15 protein-coding genes and 1 pseudogene are annotated in these 16,969 nt (G+C 44.2%); 8 read left to right on the top strand and 8 right to left on the bottom strand.

The window, feature by feature from the left end; genetic code table 11:
• Positions 1-234: 234 nt before the first annotated feature.
• Both C161_RS17265 and C161_RS17260 read left to right on the top strand, forming a co-directional pair.
• Entirely contained in the window at positions 235-828 is a 594-nt protein-coding gene (locus C161_RS17265) for an ANTAR domain-containing response regulator (protein ID WP_036671644.1), read from the top strand.
• Between the two features lie 18 nt (positions 829-846).
• Complete coding sequence (locus C161_RS17260; protein WP_036671643.1) at positions 847-1,923, top strand: anthranilate phosphoribosyltransferase; 1,077 nt, start codon at positions 847-849, stop codon at positions 1,921-1,923.
• Positions 1,924-1,964: 41 nt separating this feature from the next.
• On the opposite strand, the gene C161_RS17255 is transcribed toward C161_RS17260, so the two are convergent.
• The 4 genes and pseudogenes from C161_RS17255 to C161_RS17230 all read right to left on the bottom strand — a co-directional run bounded on the left by C161_RS17255 (position 1,965) and on the right by C161_RS17230 (position 6,570).
• Positions 1,965-2,477: an acyl-CoA thioesterase gene (locus C161_RS17255; RefSeq protein WP_026081401.1), complete on the bottom strand. Its 513-nt coding sequence runs from the start codon at positions 2,475-2,477 to the stop codon at positions 1,965-1,967.
• Between the two features lie 664 nt (positions 2,478-3,141).
• On the bottom strand, positions 3,142-4,080 hold the full coding sequence (locus C161_RS17250; RefSeq protein ID WP_036671642.1) for a DUF6973 domain-containing protein: 939 nt from the start codon (positions 4,078-4,080) through the stop codon (positions 3,142-3,144).
• A gap of 651 nt (positions 4,081-4,731) precedes the next feature.
• Positions 4,732-5,803: pseudogene (locus C161_RS17240) on the bottom strand (IS3 family transposase); the annotation flags it as partial.
• Positions 5,804-5,946: 143 nt separating this feature from the next.
• Positions 5,947-6,570, bottom strand: coding sequence for an acetate uptake transporter (locus tag C161_RS17230; RefSeq protein WP_036671640.1), 624 nt, complete (start codon positions 6,568-6,570; stop codon positions 5,947-5,949).
• Positions 6,571-7,005: 435 nt separating this feature from the next.
• Between C161_RS17230 and C161_RS17225 the strand changes: the two genes are divergently transcribed.
• Positions 7,006-7,182 (top strand): aspartyl-phosphate phosphatase Spo0E family protein, encoded by a 177-nt coding sequence (locus C161_RS17225; RefSeq protein ID WP_017691636.1) that lies wholly within the window; start codon positions 7,006-7,008, stop codon positions 7,180-7,182.
• Positions 7,183-7,355: 173 nt separating this feature from the next.
• Here C161_RS17225 and C161_RS17220 read toward each other — a convergent pair whose 3' ends face one another.
• Complete coding sequence (locus C161_RS17220; protein WP_036671639.1) at positions 7,356-8,285, bottom strand: response regulator; 930 nt, start codon at positions 8,283-8,285, stop codon at positions 7,356-7,358.
• A gap of 329 nt (positions 8,286-8,614) precedes the next feature.
• Here C161_RS17220 and C161_RS17215 point away from each other — a divergent pair, with 329 nt between their 5' ends.
• Positions 8,615-10,051, top strand: coding sequence for an alanine/glycine:cation symporter family protein (locus C161_RS17215; RefSeq protein WP_036612140.1), 1,437 nt, complete (start codon positions 8,615-8,617; stop codon positions 10,049-10,051).
• Between the two features lie 152 nt (positions 10,052-10,203).
• Here the strand turns inward: C161_RS17215 and C161_RS33500 are convergent, their stop codons facing one another.
• Entirely contained in the window at positions 10,204-10,662 is a 459-nt protein-coding gene (locus C161_RS33500; RefSeq protein ID WP_235193847.1) for a methyl-accepting chemotaxis protein, read from the bottom strand.
• Positions 10,663-11,325: 663 nt separating this feature from the next.
• Here C161_RS33500 and C161_RS17205 point away from each other — a divergent pair.
• Positions 11,326-12,018, top strand: a complete 693-nt coding sequence (locus C161_RS17205) for a Crp/Fnr family transcriptional regulator (protein WP_036671636.1) — start codon at positions 11,326-11,328, stop codon at positions 12,016-12,018.
• Between the two features lie 136 nt (positions 12,019-12,154).
• Here C161_RS17205 and pepT read toward each other — a convergent pair whose 3' ends face one another.
• Positions 12,155-13,393, bottom strand: coding sequence for a peptidase T (gene pepT, locus C161_RS17200; protein ID WP_036671635.1), 1,239 nt, complete (start codon positions 13,391-13,393; stop codon positions 12,155-12,157).
• 442 nt (positions 13,394-13,835) lie between these two features.
• Here pepT and C161_RS17195 point away from each other — a divergent pair, with 442 nt between their 5' ends.
• Together C161_RS17195 and C161_RS17190 are read left to right on the top strand one after the other, a co-directional pair.
• The gene (locus tag C161_RS17195) at positions 13,836-14,027 is read left to right on the top strand and encodes a tautomerase family protein (protein ID WP_017691642.1); all 192 of its coding nucleotides are present in this window, start codon (positions 13,836-13,838) and stop codon (positions 14,025-14,027) included.
• A gap of 48 nt (positions 14,028-14,075) precedes the next feature.
• On the top strand, positions 14,076-15,110 hold the full coding sequence (locus tag C161_RS17190) for an NADH:flavin oxidoreductase/NADH oxidase (protein WP_017691643.1): 1,035 nt from the start codon (positions 14,076-14,078) through the stop codon (positions 15,108-15,110).
• A 265-nt stretch (positions 15,111-15,375) separates the two neighbouring features.
• Here the strand turns inward: C161_RS17190 and C161_RS17185 are convergent, their stop codons facing one another.
• The gene (locus C161_RS17185) at positions 15,376-16,143 is read right to left on the bottom strand and encodes a class I SAM-dependent methyltransferase (protein WP_036671634.1); all 768 of its coding nucleotides are present in this window, start codon (positions 16,141-16,143) and stop codon (positions 15,376-15,378) included.
• Between the two features lie 226 nt (positions 16,144-16,369).
• Between C161_RS17185 and C161_RS17180 the strand changes: the two genes are divergently transcribed.
• Positions 16,370-16,798: an SRPBCC family protein gene (locus C161_RS17180; protein WP_036671633.1), complete on the top strand. Its 429-nt coding sequence runs from the start codon at positions 16,370-16,372 to the stop codon at positions 16,796-16,798.
• Positions 16,799-16,969: the final 171 nt, after the last annotated feature.

Here is a 16,969-nt window from a genome sequence, read left to right as displayed (position 1 = left end):
GTTAGCACGCTGGATACGATAAATACTGTAGAAAAGGTGCCATGTATAGTGTTTCACCCTTTTTAATTGCAACATGATGAGGCATGAAAAGATCATTCTAATGTTAAAAATAAGACGCATAATCGTCACCACTTATTTTTTGTTAGGTAATATAACATGTTTATCGCTTTCGTGTATTAACGTCTTAAATGATATGGACTCTGATTATACGCAATAGGGAGGGATTGATCCATCATGCGATCTTTATTGGTCATCCGTGTTCAACCAACGATAGCTGCCTCATCCGATGCAATCCCTCTGACACCGGAGAGGCTGCTGGGAGCAAACGGGTACCATGTACAGGTTGCGGGCAGTGAAGCGGAAGCGGTGAAGCTAGCTCGTGTGGCCGAAGCGTCCATTTTGCATCTGTCGCTGGCTGATGTGGAGTACTGGGTGAACTGCCTGGGAAAGGGGAAGTCGGATTCACCGCTGCTTTGGTGGTGCGCGCCAGATACAGCCTCTTCCTCCGCAGAATCCTGCGAGGTCGAAACTTCATTTGATGGAATACTTACACCGTCCATGACTGGGCCCGAGATTCACTGGACTCTTCACTTTGCAGCCCGACGCTACATGGAACGCAAACAGTGGGAGCAGGAACGGAAGCAGTTGCAATCCAGGCTGGAGGATCGGAAGTGGATTGATATGGCGAAGGCTATCCTTAGTGATCTGAAGCAGATCTCGGAGGCCGAAGCCTATGACCTGTTACGCAAGAAAGCGATGGATGAACGCAAACGGATGGTCGATGTAGCCACAGCGATTGTGAAGGCCCATCAACTGCTCCAGTCTTAGTTGGAAGGAGGATTCTCCATGGATATGTCTCAGATACTCCGAGAGGTCGGACGTGGGAAACGAGGCTCGCGTGATCTGAATTATACAGAGGCACTGACTGTAGCAGAGAAAATCCTGAAACAGGAGGTTTCCCCTGCCCAGACGGCTGCGTTTCTAATGGCTGAACGTATGAAAATGGAAAACGTCGAGGAACTGGAAGCTTTTGTTCATGCATGTCGTAACAGTGCGGAACGTTTCTCCGTATTTCAGGACGGTTTGGACTGTGCCGGTCCTTATGATGGACGGACGAAGTCGTTCATGGCCACGTTTCCGGTTGCATTTGTACTCGCGGCGGCCGGGTTGCCGGTGACTTTGCACGGGAGTGATCCTTTACCACCCAAATGGGGAGTTACGCTGTCGGTTCTGTTAAAGGAAGCAGGAATTGATACACGTAAAATGGATCGGGAAGATGCACGGAGCGCTGCATTGCGTTCGGGTGTCATGTACGTATCCTCCGAGGATTGGTGCGAACCTCTTCGTAAGCTTCGTCCGTTACGGGAAGAGTTGGGTTTTCGAACGGTGTTTAACACAGCAGAGAAACTGATTGATTATAACCATTCACCGTATTTGGTGTTTGGTGTGTTTCATAATACCTTTCTGGATCGGATTGCGAAGTTGCTCACCCGGTTTAACTATCGGCGTGCTTATGTTGTACAGGGGATGGAAGGTTCTGAGGATCTGTATATTGATCGGCCAACCCGCGTATACGCCGTGGAAGACGGTGATATGAAGCTGGAACTGGTTGATCCTGCAGCCTATGAACTGGATATGCCCGTGCCGGAGCTGGTCTGGACGGCTGCGAAGCAGCTTGAAGTGGCGGAAAGCGTGTTAAGCGGTGAGGGTCATATTGCTTTTGTGAATCAGGTCTTGTTAAATGGAGGTTTCCGCTTGTATGCGGCGGGGCGTGTCAATTCCATCGAAGAGGGCATATACACGTGTCAGGGATTACTGGAGAGTGGTGCAGCGTATCGCATCTATCAGCAGTGGTGTGTCTCCATGGGTGGTGAACTGCCGGATAGCAGAGCGGTGTCCATCTATCCGGCATCGACCAGATAATGTAATGCTGGTGTTCCATCTTGTTATTGTTTAGCGTGTTTTTATTCCCAAGGATAAGTAACGGTCAGGAAGTCAGCGAATTTCTTGCTCTCTTCCCGCCGTTGTTTCCGCATGGCCGCCCGATCCGGAGCGGTCTCGTATAGTTTCTTCTCTTCTTCCGTCTCCGGGATAATGCGGGGTACGATCAGTTTGCGATTATTTTCGTCCAAGGCCACAAAGGTCAGAAATGCAGTCGCCGCAATTTTCTTCTCTCCGGTCTTCAGATCCTCTCGAATCACTTTCACAAAAATCTCCATGGAACTTCGTCCTGTCCAGGACGCGAACGATTCAAGTGTAACCGAATCCGTTGGATTAATCGGGTACAGGAAATCGACAGAGTCGGTTGAAGCCGTTACAGTATTGACCCGGCATAGCTTGGAAGCGGCAATGGATGCAATATCATCGATGTAGGACATCAGCTTGCCGCCGAATAACGTATTATGATTGTTGACATCGGTTGGGAACACCCGTGCCGTCTTGAAACAACGTGTTTCGCGTACATATTTTTTCTCCACCTGATCCATCTCCGTTGGTTTCGGTATCTCTCTCATGCTTTTTTCCTCCTTACAGTATGGCTGCTGTGACATTTTATTTCATGTGTTGTAGGGTCTATTTTTGATCTGTTATCCCTAGGTTACTCCTCTAACGGTAAAGAGGGGAATAATTAAAGCCTGGTTTTGAGAGGGTGGTTTACTGTTAGATAATCATATACTGTTTCGGGTAAAGTGGCTATCCTTGAAGAAATTGAGCGAGGTGACATCGAATATAATTCTGTATGCAGAAAGCACGGAGTGGTACAAGTGATCTTATGGATATAGAAGCATGTAATAAAGTGTTTGTAGAGGGTCTGGAAACCCGTAAGCCTAATAAAAGTTAGAGTGCTCGAACTAAAGCTCAAAATGTTCAGATTTTCTTAAACGGTATAATCAACCAAGTAGCTTGAAAAGCTTATGTGGGGGGAGTAACGGTTGTGATGAAGTAGTATTTTTAATATACTGATACGTTTAAACTACACTTCATTTAAACTAAAAGACCGTTTCCCATTAGAGTGTTGGGAAACGGTCGGAATTATTCGAGAGTCTTTAAACTAATTATGACAAAGAGGGTGAATAAATTTAGGAATGGATAAGTGATGAAAACTATTTGATCAATTACAGGCAAGTTTCACGATTTTTATTTCTAGTATTTGAATGCTCCAGAGTAAATATCATATGCTCTACTTGATAATTTACTAGACGTCCACTGGCTTGGACTAGTAGTTACATGTCCATTTGATTTTGCTGCTGCAAACGCTTCGTAATTGTCTTTATATCCCTTGCTTTCATAAGCCCGGCCAGCTTCATTGTTATTGAAATCCATAAAATTTGAGTTAACAAATAAAGATTTGAATTTACTTGCTGTATTGGTTTCGCCTTTTACTTTATTTGTATAGTAGATCCCCTGTGCGAGTTTTGTAGCTGCAGTAGCAGTAGGAAAATTGTTTTCTGCATATCTAACACCAAAAGCAGAGAATTCATGATTATCAGCTATAAAGGTAGCAGCACCTCTAGTAATCGTAATTGTATCCGTTAAATGATAGTTCCATGAGAAGTGTCTAAAGGCGTCAACTTCATTTTCCTGTGTAGTTGTAAAGCCATATCTGTTTTTGTATACTTGTTGTTCCTCGTTAGCTCGGTCAGTTGCAACATATACTCCAGCAAGGACTACTGCACCATACTTGCTAGTCACAATTGCTCCCTCAATATCTCTCTGTAAATTTGGGTATGTATTATTTACTGCTGCATTAAGAGATGCAGTCGAAGCAGTTTGAGCAGGTGCAATTGAAGATTGAATGGCTTGAAAGTTGGAAGATAGAATTTCCCATTTCTCTACTTCTTCAGGAGTAAAGTACTGGTACTCTTTCACCAGAACAACATTGTTTAGAAATGAAGACAATTCGCTTTCAAATTCATTAATTGTAACATAGTTATTAAAATCTGTTTGAGCTAATTGCTCCACTCTACTTTCTAGCATTTCGGCACTAATATTAGCATCGGAGATTGATGATGCTCCAACAGCAGAAGCAAAAATTGAATAAGCTGTAAAGCTAGAAAGAAGGGCTAGTGAAACTTTTTTCATAATAGATAATCCTCCAGATATTGTAATAGAAACAAGATTATAATATCATTACTATACAGTTTAAACAATGAATTTTTGTAAAAAGGAGGAATATTATGAATAAGCATACTCTTTTCGCTATAATAACCGTTTTATTTTTGTTAGTTGGGTTTCAAATTGGTAGTTTTGCACTCATTTTAATTTCGGGAAATTTGTTTGGACCTTCAATATTCACCCAAACATTTGGCGTGTTGCTTGTTTGGGCAATTATACTTCTATATTTTTATTTAATACCATATCGTATTAATAGATTAAGCTGGAGACTTATTTTACTTTGCCTAATAATCTTTACAATCTTCTCCTATGTATATGACTTTCCTGTGATTGTTCTGGAAGACTAGTGAGACAACAACGTGGTGTTATCCTCTCAAGGTAGATAGTGAAAAAAGAGTTCATATTAATATGAACTTAACACTGGAAATCGGAGAGGATTTTTTGATGCAATCAAATAAACGTAGTAAGAGGGAATCGTCTGTGGGTGGAAGAAGGTTTGACATTTCATTAGTTTGTCAATAGTTTGGGATCAATAAAGGTGGACATATTGTAAAATTTGTAAATTAAAGACTAAATGTGGGTAATTGAGGATCGTTGGGGAAGCTGGATATAGGAGCATTATATGAGTTCCAAAGAAGAAAAAGGAGCCAATCCTGCTGCATGAATCCGGTACCGTACCGGACTCATGTCTTTTAGTTTTGTCTTAATGCGTTTGTTGTTGTAATAATCGATGTATTTGGATAGTTCATGTTTAAAATGTGAGATATTTTCAAATTCCTTTAAATACAAAAACTCGGACTTCATGTTGCCAAAGAAGTTCTCCATGACGGCGTTATCGTAACAGTTACCTTTACGGGACATACTTTGCGAGATGCCACGTTCTTCAAGGGCATGACGATACGATCTCATCTGGTAGTGCCAGCCTTGATCCAAATGAATAAGGAGTTTATCTTTATTTGTTAAACTGCAAAATGCTCGATCTAACATCGTTGAAACAAGGGAGTAGATTGGTCTTGAACCAATCGTATATGTAATGATTTCTCCGTTATACAGATCAAGTATGGGAGATAAATATAGTTTTTCTCCGAACAATTTAAACTCTGTAATGTCCGTAAACCTACTTCTCGTTTGGCCTTTCAGCGTGGGAATTGCGTTCTAATAGGTTCGATGCAATCTTGCCAATCGTCCCTTTATACGAACGATATTTCTTCATACGTACCAAACACTTTAATCCCAATACTTTCATCAAACGCTGTACCTTTTTATGATTCACATGGTGTCCATGATTGATTAACTCGTCACGAATACGACGATAACCATAGCATCCCTCATGCTCCTTATAAATCGCTTGTATCATGTCTTTTAGCTCTAATCCTTGTCTAGCGTACCAAACGCTTTTACCACGTAATAATACGCGCTACGAGGGATATCTGCTAGCTGTAGAAGTGCTTTTACCGAAAATTCGTTCCTTAGTTCATAGACTACTTGAGCTTTGTCTTGTTTGGTGATTTTTCCTTGCTTCGAACCGAGGCATTCAACTTTTTAAATCAGGATTCTCCATTTTCAAACGCTCTACCTCTGCTTGTAAAGCCTCTACAGATCCTTCTACTAGCGTTTTATCCTTCTGTGCTTTAGTTCCTTTTTTCATGGATGAGCGCCCCTTTTTCTTTGGTTGAAGGGCGCCTAACCCTTTTCATAACGCATAACAGCTGTACTTTTACATTTGTGCTAAATTTGGTCATAAAAAAAACTGCACCTCCAATTGGTAGTTGTGTCTAACAATTGGGGTGCAGTTCAGCGCGGACCGGCGCGCTGGCGGTTTACTGCTGTATATTAAGCCTTGGGTTTGAAAATGCCGGACGGTTTGCCGATCGGCAAGAACGCATAACCGAAGTGAGCGTTCAGTACCGAAGCACCTGTACCATACAGGGACACAATTCCGATCGCCAGTTCAGCGTATGCTGCAATGGTGTGGAAAATGTGAGGAGCTACGCCGAAAGCGTCAAAGGTCAAGCCAAGGAACAGGAAGTCAATCAGAATGAAGATGATAAGCAATACTTTATTCGCTTCAATAGCACCAATCGTCATGAACAGGGTGAATACGAGGTATCCGGCAAAAGCAAATCCGAGTTGCTTGCCATCGGCCTGTTCAGCGAGAGTGGAGCCAAATACGCCCATTTTGATCATCCAGTTGGCAGCCATGGCAAACCAGAAGAATGCGTACGCGCCAAAAGCTGTTGTGCCAAAGGTATTGTTGCGTTTGGAATCTTGAATACATGCGAATAACTGGGCAAAAGCACCCAGGAAGATCGCCCAAGGAATAGCGTAGCTAAGTCCTTCTGTAATGCCAAGCTTTTGGGAAGAAGCGACCAGGGTTACGATAGCCAACCCAAATAATCCCATTGCGCTGGGATCGGCGTTAACAATTTTGACTTTAGTCTGTGAATCGGTCTGCATGGTGATGATAAGCCTCCAATAATATCAAATCAGGATCAATGGCCGTCGTTGGCCGTCCTCTACATTACATCATTTGCATCCGCCGGGTCCGGACACACACATCGCCCTATTGTACCTGAATGACCCCATTATGGAAAGGGATTTTATTACCTTTTAAACCAATAGACTTTTTGTTTTTTCAATATACACATTTACGACACAATCCGTTCTGGCCGTGAATGATGAGGCCAGACGTTAGAATCCAACCCTCGGTGTTACCACTAAAATTGCGTCATATCAGCCATTTTCGGATAAGCTCTAGTGTGATAAAATAATCTTTATCAAAATTTGGAGAAGAATACAAAACATCCTTGTCTCCTATGCCATATGTTAATCCAACTATAGATTGACAGGAAAAACTAAAATGGTTCACAGAATAAGGAGGTATCAGGGGTCATGGTTATGAGTTTGGATTTGAAAAATAAAATAGAGAAGGCCAGACATAACCTTCATATGCTGGTAGAGCATAACAAGGGTGGTCTTGGGCATCCCGATGTGATTCGGCAGTCTATGGCATTGGACGAATTGATTAATGAGTATAACCGAATTAGCCGAAACCATTCACGGGCCTAAACCCAAAGCGATTTTAATTTTATACACGGAACAAATCACATAGATTGTAACGCTTGATCGTACAGACGGGCATGAATATAGCCGGTATGGACAGCCTCAGTTGAAGAGGCGGTATCCTACCGGTGTAATATTCATGCCCGTTTGTTTTTGCATCGTATCCATCATGCATCTGTTTAATGCAGTAATCGTTTGGCTTCCAAATAAAGGACCTGTACGAATTTTTTCGTATTAATGCGTGTCTGGGACAAGGAAGGCTCCACGTTGTTTTGCAGCTCCAGCATTTTCTTGCGAATTTCGGTAAAATCGAAAAATTTGGATGCATAGTTCTCGAACTTGGGATGTGTATAATCGGTTAATCCCAGAGAAACCACATGGCTCAGAGTCTGGAAGATGGCACGGCGAACACGTTGTTCCGATGCCTTGATCTCCTTGTTCACCTCTGCGAGAGAGGCGTCTTCTCCCAGTTTACGTATCGCTACATTCTGGAAGATGTCTTTGAGGGATGGGAACGTATAGGGGGACAGCTTATGTTCATCTGTCTCTACCTGCTCCAGATATTCCAGCATGTCCAGCAGATCCCTGCTGCCCGCTTCGCCGATCATGCCCATCTCGGACAGCAGGAAATGTCCTGCAGTCGTGATTGTTTTGTCCGGAACCGGAGCTTCAGCACGTTCGGTAGAATTTAAACCGGACAATCCCTGCAATGTCCGCTGAATATCTGCGATGGATTGCTGCATCCGAAGCCTTTCGCTCACCAACCGCAGAACAGATAGAATCTCCAACCGGTTAATCGGCTTCGTAATATAATATTCAATGCCTAGTGAATAGGCTTCACCGATCATATTTTTCGACTCGATCTGAGAGATCATGACGATCCTGCCCTCGAACCTTCCTTCAAGCGCTCGCACAGTCTGAATCCCGTCTCGTTGGGGCATCAGCAGATCAATCAGCAGTACATCCACCTTATGCAGTTCCAATAGTTCCGCGTGAATATGTGCTCCGTCCTCAGCTTCCCCGGCAATATCGCCCAGGCCTTCATCCTCAATAATATCCATCAACATGGAACGAACGCCAGGATCATCATCCACGATAAAATAACGCATGTCAGTCATTCCCTTTCTCTGCGAATGGTGTGATTGATAAATCTATGGTAAAGGCGGTTAACGCCGCGATGAACTCTCGTTCCAGTGTAATCGTTCCTTTCCTTCTTGCATAGAACCTGACATGTCAGGTTAAATGACAATGATAGGGCGATCAAAGCCCGTTTTTAAAATAAATGTATAGATTGCATGTAGGTATTTGTCGATTTTCGTAGATGCCCTTGTAGTATAAGTAACATCCCGAAGTCTGGGGCTAGTGTTGTGCAGAATGGTACAAACTTTTCGCGTAACCATCTCTGTGCTTGAAATACACCATATAAAGGGGCATACCGATGGAGCAAACAATACAAGATATTGTCGTCATTTTCAATGATTTTCTATGGTCCAAAGTGTTAATTATATTATTGGTAGTATGTGGTATATACTTCACCACCAAGACCCGATTCATGCAATTCCGCATGATTGGAGATATGGTAAAGGTGCTTCGAGAGCCAAAAAGCAAGGAACCAGGCAAAATTTCACCTTTTCAGGCGTTCTGTATTAGTATGGCGGCCCGTGTAGGTACAGGGAATATTACTGGTATTGCACTGGCGATCGCACTGGGGGGACCTGGGGCTATATTCTGGATGTGGATCATTGCAATTATCGGATCAGCCTCCAGTTTTGTGGAGAGTACGCTGGCTCAGATCTATAAAGTGAAGGATAAGGGCGGATTCCGCGGCGGTCCTGCATATTATATGGAACGTGGATTGGGCAAACGCTGGATGGGGATTTTATTTGCCATTCTCATTACGCTTTCATTTGGTTTGGTTTTTAATGCGGTGCAGTCTAACACGATTACTGTTGCATTTGAGAACTCATTTGGCACGGATCGGTTAACGGTGGGTATCATTATGGCAGTGATATTTGCAGGAATTATTATGGGCGGCGTCAAACGGATTGCAAAAGCATCGGAATACATCGTTGTTGTACTGGCCGTATTGTACATTGGGGTAGCGGCTTTTGTGGTGCTGGCGAACATTACCCAGCTTCCGGCCATGATTGCGTTGATTGTCAAAAATGCCTTTGGCATCGAACAGGTGGCTGGCGGAACTTTAGGCGCTGCGCTGATGAACGGTGTGAAACGCGGATTGTTCTCCAATGAGGCGGGCATGGGTAGCGCCCCGAATGCTGCTGCAACGGCGGATACAACACATCCGGTGAAACAGGGACTTATTCAGGCGTTTGGCGTGCTGACAGATACGTTAGTGATATGTACAAGCACAGCCATGATTATTTTGCTATCCGGGGTATACAAAGGTTCCAATCTGGGAGGCATTGAATTAACTCAGGCTGCATTAAGTGTACATATTGGTTCATGGGCATCGGGATTCCTGGCGGTTATGGTGTTCCTGTTTGCCTTCAGTACACTAATCGGAAATTATTACTATGGAGAAACCAACATTGAGTTTATCAAATCCAACAAAGTTTGGCTGTGGGTATACCGTATTTGCGTTATCGCGATGGTGGTGTTTGGTGCGGTAGCCAAAGTGCAGCTGGTATGGGATTTGGCGGACCTGTTCATGGGGCTCATGGTGGTGGTGAACCTGATTGCAATTTTGATGCTGTCCAAGGTGACTTTCGAAGCGTTGAAGGACTACAAGAAACAAAAGGCTGAAGGTCGTGATCCCGTCTTTACCCGGGACCGGATTCATATTCCGGGTGAAGTGGAATGCTGGCAGTCGGAAGAAGAAGTGATTGGAGATAAATCAATACATGTAACCAATTAAGGTTTTATCTGAACGTAGTTGGTTATATAAAAATAAAATGGGCACAACAAACAACAGGACTTGGATTATCCATCATGGGCAACCCGAGTCCTGTTTGTTGCATATAAAATGTATCTTTGCACTAGCCAAAGTTCATCAAAGATATATTTTGATTAATTTTTAACGGAATAGCTGATCAGTTGTTCGGATAGAGTTTTCATTCGTTCCCCTGTTTCATTAAGCTGCTCAATTACATCCGTAAAGGAGGATACAAGCGTAGCTTGTTCCTGTGAAGAGGCTGCAATCTGGGAGACTTCAACTTCCATCTGTTTGATGACCTGTTGTACATCTCTCAGACTGGTATCGATGTCACTTGTAGCTTGTTTGGCATCCACAGAGAGTTTGCGTACTTCGGAAGCAACCACACCGAAGCCGGCACCAGCTTCACCAACACGAGCGGCTTCAATAGCGGCATTCAGGCCAAGCAAGTTGGTTTGCTCTGAGATTTCACGAATGAACCCGGCTACTTTGTTGATTTGGGAAGAGTTCTGAACAGCAAGTCTGGTATTCTGCAAGATCTGCTCACTGGTTGCTTGCAATTCTTCGGCATGAGCGGCGACATGTTGCACCATATCAACGAGGTTACCATTGATGGTTTGATTTTCTTGTATAATGTCTTCAAGTTGGTTCTGGTTAGATTGGTCGTAAGATACACAGAAAACAGCAACAACTTTCTGGTGATCATCAAAGATCGGAATGTTCAGAATATCCAGTTCGATACCATAAACTTCCTTGGAGAGAGTAGCAAGGGTCGCTTCTCTTCCATTTTTTAAGATGGCAAAGTTTTGATACGATTCCAAGAGTGACATTCCTTTTTCAAAACCAAGATCAAATTTATCTGTCATAATGACATCTAATACTTTTTCGTGATCGTAAAGAGTTAAACTAGCTGGTTCTCTGAGGATCAGGCTGATATAAGGCATTACTTTAAGCAGGGCATCTACAACGTTCATGGAAGAGGACCATCCTTTCAATATTTGAATGTATTATTTTTAACGATCTATGGAATGCTCTATCTTTCATCGGACGGAAATGACTTTTCGTGAACGGCATTTTGCATGAAAGAATGAACATTTTATGATTAAATTTTAAAATATTTCCCATCTAAAATGATTTATTGGATATAAGTGTTAGTTGTAACTATTTTTATATCAAGATATTTGTACGGATGTATATCAAATATAGGACATGTGTCCTTTTGTGTACATTATATAGGGCAACGGAGGGAAGTCGGAATGAAAGAAATTATGGACTTTGGACTTGTGCGGCAACTCGCCCGTGAGAACGGGTTGGATCAGGTGCTGGACGAGCCTGCGCTCGCTGAGTTGCGACTACTTGAGGCTGCGAAGGGCGAGATGATATGTACCAAAGGTGAACGACCCGAGCGGTTGTATTTTCTCGTGCAGGGCAAGCTCAAGATCTATACCACCCTGCCTAACGGCAAGTCTCTGTTGCTTCGTTTCAGTACACCCCTTGCGCTTGTGGGAGATTTGGAACTGGTGAATGGCAAGGAGGCTATGAATACGGTAGAGTCTGTGAGCAAAAGCCTGCTGCTGGGTATCGGCTATCGCGCTCTCCAGAATACGTATGCAGAGAACCCTAAGTTTCTCCACTTTATGCTGAGTCAAGTTACGCACAAATTGTATACCTTTTCCAACCTGTCGAGTCTGAATATGTTATATCCGGTCGAGAGCCGATTTGCCAGCTATCTGTTGTCCACAATGGGCCAGGACGAGTCTTCTTCGGAAGAGATCCAGACCTCCAAGCTCACCGAACTGGCCGATATGCTGGGCACCAGCTATAGACATCTTAATAGAGTTGTTCAAGATCTGTGTAATCGAGATATTATTCGCAAAGTGCAGCGAAAGCTAGTGATCTGTGATCTGGAACAGTTGCGCGTCATCGCAGGAGGCAATATATATGAGTGATGGTATTTTAAAATAAAGCCCAAGCCTGCATATCTAAGCGACATGACGCGACACAATAAAATACAATACGGCACAACAAAGAGCACCCTCCCGAATATACCAAGGGGTGCTCTTTTTGCTCTGCACTTCAAGTGGATTAGATATCTCCGCGTTGTTCGAACAATTGAGCGATCTCTACAATAACACGGGTGGCCTTCACCATATTGTCTACCGATACATATTCGAATTTGCCGTGGTAGTTCTCACCACCAGTGAAGATATTTGGTGTTGGCATGCCCATATAGGATAGTTGGGAACCATCTGTTCCTCCCCGGATGGGACGAATAACAGGTTCGATGTCCAGTCGGGTCATGGCTTCATGGGCAATATCGACGATCTGGCGTACGGGTTCAATTTTCTCGCGCATGTTATAGTACTGGTCATTCAATTCAACCGTGATGCTTTTCTCTCCATACTTGGTCTTCAGTTCGTTTGCGATATGGAGCAGATTTGTTTTGCGCTCTTCAAACTTCTCCCGGTCGAAATCACGGATGATGTAACTCATCTTTGTCAGCTCAACATCACCCTCCAGAGACAACAGATGGTAGAAGCCATCATAACCGTCCGTGAATTCAGGAGCTTCCTCCACAGGCAGGCGTCGATTCAATTCCATCGCAATTTTCAGGGAGTTCACCATCTTATCCTTCGCTGTTCCGGGATGCACATTGGTGCCTCGTACGGTAATTTTGGCGGCGGCTGCGTTAAAGCTCTCGTATTCCAGCTCGCCAAGCGGTCCGCCATCAACTGTGTAAGCATATTTGGCTCCAAAAGCAGCTACGTCAAACTTGTGCGGTCCACGGCCAATCTCTTCATCCGGGGTAAAAGCAACCCGAATCTTACCGTGTTTCACTTCCGGGTGCTCAATCAGATAGGCCATCGCCGTCATGATCTCAGCAATGCCTGCCTTATTGTCTGCACCAAGCAATGTTGTACCGTCGGTTGTGATCAGCGTGTGGCCCTTATACTCGTGCAGTTCTGGGAAATCCTTGTTGGACAGTACTACATCCAGTTCCGAGTTCAACACAATATCAGCACCGTCATAGTTATCGATAACCTGTGGTTTTACATTTTTGCCAGTAAAGTCGGTCGCTGTATCGAGGTGAGCCAGGAAACCAATTACGGGAACATCCTTATCGGTATTGGATGGCAGTGTAGCCATGACATAACCGTTCTCATCCATCGTTACATCTTGCAGACCAATGGATGTACATTCTTCAACGAGCAGTTTGCCCAAGGCCAGTTGGCCGGGTGTGGAAGGGCATGTCTCGCTATTTTCATCGGATTGGGTATCCATCTGAACATAAGTACTCAGTCTTTGAATTAATATATCTTTCATATATAACCTCTCCCTAGCTTGAGTAGTATATAAGTTGAACTACTTGTTTTACACTGATCCACTACGAGGCCAGAATAACCTTCTGATCGCTGTTATCCCCAGATTTTTTTGATCCACTTTTACAAAGGTGAAAATCTGAGGATAGCGTATGCTTTCGATGCAGCTTTCTTGCAGAAAGCTTTTAGCTCCGCTTCTACAGGTTATTTCTGCCCTCTCCGTTATCGTGTACCGTTAGTCACAACTTATGTAAATTGGGTATAGTAATTATTGTGGTTCTCTACGGTTATCATATCATGTTTTGCAGTCATTTCCAGAATGGGGCAGATCCGAAATATGAGGATTTCTAGGTATCAAAAAGGGTACTAGGTCACAAAAATGTACGTACTTGTATTTCTATAACTGAGGTTCATAATAAATGATGAAGAAAGGATGTGTTCAAGACATGCCATTTATCACGGTTAAGGTACTGGAAGGCAAGTCGGTCGAACAGAAACGTCAGTTGATTGAACGTATGACTCAGGTGGCTTGTGAGACACTGGATGTTGATCCGAGCAAAGTCTTTATCTTCATTGAGGATTTGGAGAAGGACAATTACGGCAAGAACGGAAAACTGTTTTCGGACTTAGACAAATAAGTAAGAGTTCATATATATCATGATCATGGAACAGGAGATGTAACATTAATGACTGAACAATTATTTTCGCCCTATCAATTCAAGAGCCTACAATTAAATAACCGTGTCGTCATGGCACCGATGTGCCAATATTCTGTCACTGCGAAGGATGGCATTCCGAACGATTGGCATCAGGTTCACTATGTGAGCCGTGCGGTTGGAGGAACAGGACTAATTGTAATCGAGATGACCGATGTAGATCCGGATGGACGTATTACCGATAATGACTTGGGGATATGGTCAGATGAGCATGTGCCTGCCTTCACCAAACTTGTAGATGGAATTCATGCCTACGGCTCCAAAGTAGCTATTCAGATCGCACATGCGGGACGAAAAGCAGAGGATGCACCGCAGCCGGTTGCCCCATCGGTAGTTACATTCCCGGGAGAAAAGTACAAGGAGCCTCGTGCATTAAGCACGGAAGAGGTAGAAGCCATGGTACAGAAGTTCGCAGACGGTGTTCGCCGCGCAGTGCAGGCTGGAGTAGATACCATTGAGCTGCACGGTGCACATGGATACCTGATCCACCAGTTCCATTCCCCGCTGATGAACCATCGTGAGGATGTATATGGGCAGGATCTGTCCCGTTTTGGCGTTGAAGTCATTCGTGCAGTGAAAAAAGAAATGCCAGCAGATATGCCGCTGATTTTGCGGATTTCGGCTGTAGAATACGCGGATGGTGGATACGATATCGACCACACCATCAATATCGCTCGTGCCTACCAAGATGCAGGCGTGGACATGTTCCATATCAGTTCAGGTGGCGAAGGTCCTTCCGGACAGCGGAAACCGGGGAACTATCCGGGGTATCAGGTACCATTTGCCCGTCGTTTCCGTGAAGAACTGAACGTTCCTGTAATCGCAGTGGGTATGCTGGAGGATGCAGCGTTGGCTCAAGCGGTGATCGGAAACGGTGATGCGGATCTGGTTGCCGTTGGCAGAGGCATGCTGCGTGACCCGTACTGGGCGAACCATGCGGCTCTGGAACTGGGTGTCAGTAAGGATCAAGCTGCCATTGCGGAGCAATATTCTCGTGGATACTAACTTGCACTAACATTTACACTTGCCACTCCGATGACAGAATAACCTTCCGATCTGAGGATAAAGGCGAAGTGTATGCTTTCGATGTAGCTTTCTTGCAGAAAGCTTGTAGCTCCGCTTCTTCAGGCTATTTCTGCCCTCTGCGTTCTCATGTAAATGTTATTGCAAATTTTATATAGTAAAATAGGCCACAGCAGGGGATAACATTTGCTGTGGCCTAATTTTTTTATAGTGAGAAGCATCAGCATATCCATTCAATTACGGATTACTACGCTCTTCGAGTCGCTTCATAGACGAATTTTTGATTCGACTGTGTAGGTGGTTGATCCGGGTTAAAGTCGGCGTACACTTTAATGTCAGAGAAACCAATGTGTTCGAGAATTAGGCGTAACTCTTCTATGCCGTACCAACGCAAGGTAAGTTGTTGCAGCTCCGTAGCAACAAGAGCACCCTGATGCCATTGTTCGTAACGGATCAGACTCACTTTGTACTGTTGTAGAAGGTTCACTTCAATGGTTTTCACTTCTACCGTGATCGTATCACCATCGGGTAATGAAACGGTTGATGTTTCTACAGAAGAGGGTTGTGTCACATCGGGCAGAAACAGATCAAACACGAGCCTGCCGCCAGGTTCTAAATGCTGAAATAGATTACGTAATGCGTTAATCGACGCCTGTCTGTCTTGGATGAGGAGCAGAGAACCTCCGGGAATGATAATTGCCTCGTATCGATATAGAAGGTCAAGCTTCTCCAGATCGGCAACGAACAGCTCAGGCATGGGTAATGCCCGCTCCATACAACGAGAACGGCAAGAGTTGATCATATCCATTGAATAATCAATTCCATCCACCTTCAAGCCTGCTTCAAGCAAAGGAATGAGCACTCGGCCTGATCCTGACATGGCTTCAAGGATACGTCCATTGCAGCGCTGAAGATAATGGCGATAGAATTCAATGTCTCCTCCCAAGGAGTGTCCCACAGGTTTCGTGAGATCATAAACGGCGGTGCATAATGGACCGTAATAACTGAATGACATGGTATAGGTATCCCCCACATGTAAATGTATTAAAATAAAAACGTGGAAGGGGAATGAGCAGGATTATCCCTTCCGGCAACGGTTGGAATTGGATTTTTCAGAGCAGACTATCATAGGAATCACGCACCTTTTATGTAATATGTTCCAATTATAGGGTGTGGATAAAGCGGAGGTCAACTTCTATTCGGTAGTTATACGAAATGATATGTATAAGGAGGTGATTCGAATGGATTCATCATCAAGTTCATCAAGTGCACTGCCAGATATTCGGCAGGAAATTATGCTCCATGCACCTGTAGAGAAAGTGTGGGAGATGGTCTCGACCGAGCAGGGACTGAAAACCTGGTTCATGCCAAGCAATCTGGAACCCGTGGAAGGTCACGAGTTTATATTGGAAGCAGGCCCCTTCGGTCAATCACCGTGTCAGGTGACGGAAGTTCTTCCGCTGCACAAGCTGTCATTCCGCTGGGGGAAGGACTGGACGTTGACGTTCCAACTGAATGAACAGCCCGAAGGTACGGATTTCACACTGATTCACAGCGGTTGGGATGCGGATAAACTGACCGAGTTTGGACAGGCCCACGCTATCGTACGCGAACGTATGGAACAGGGATGGGCCGGAATCGTTCAGAAGCTTGCCCAAGTTGTTAAATAAATCTTCATTCAATCAACCCCAGGTCATTTCGCCCGTTCTTTCCGGTGAAATTCGGCCTGGGGTTCCTTGGTGTACCAAGAGCTGGTGGAAAAGATAGAAATCGGTCAAATTATAACGAATTTGACCGATTTTGATACGGAAACTATTTCCGTGAGCACCAGAAACGTGTAA

The sequence above is a fragment of the Paenibacillus sp. FSL R5-192 genome, from assembly GCF_000517845.1.
Lineage (GTDB): Bacteria > Bacillota > Bacilli > Paenibacillales > Paenibacillaceae > Paenibacillus > Paenibacillus amylolyticus.
This window is presented reverse-complemented; position numbering and strand designations above follow the sequence as displayed.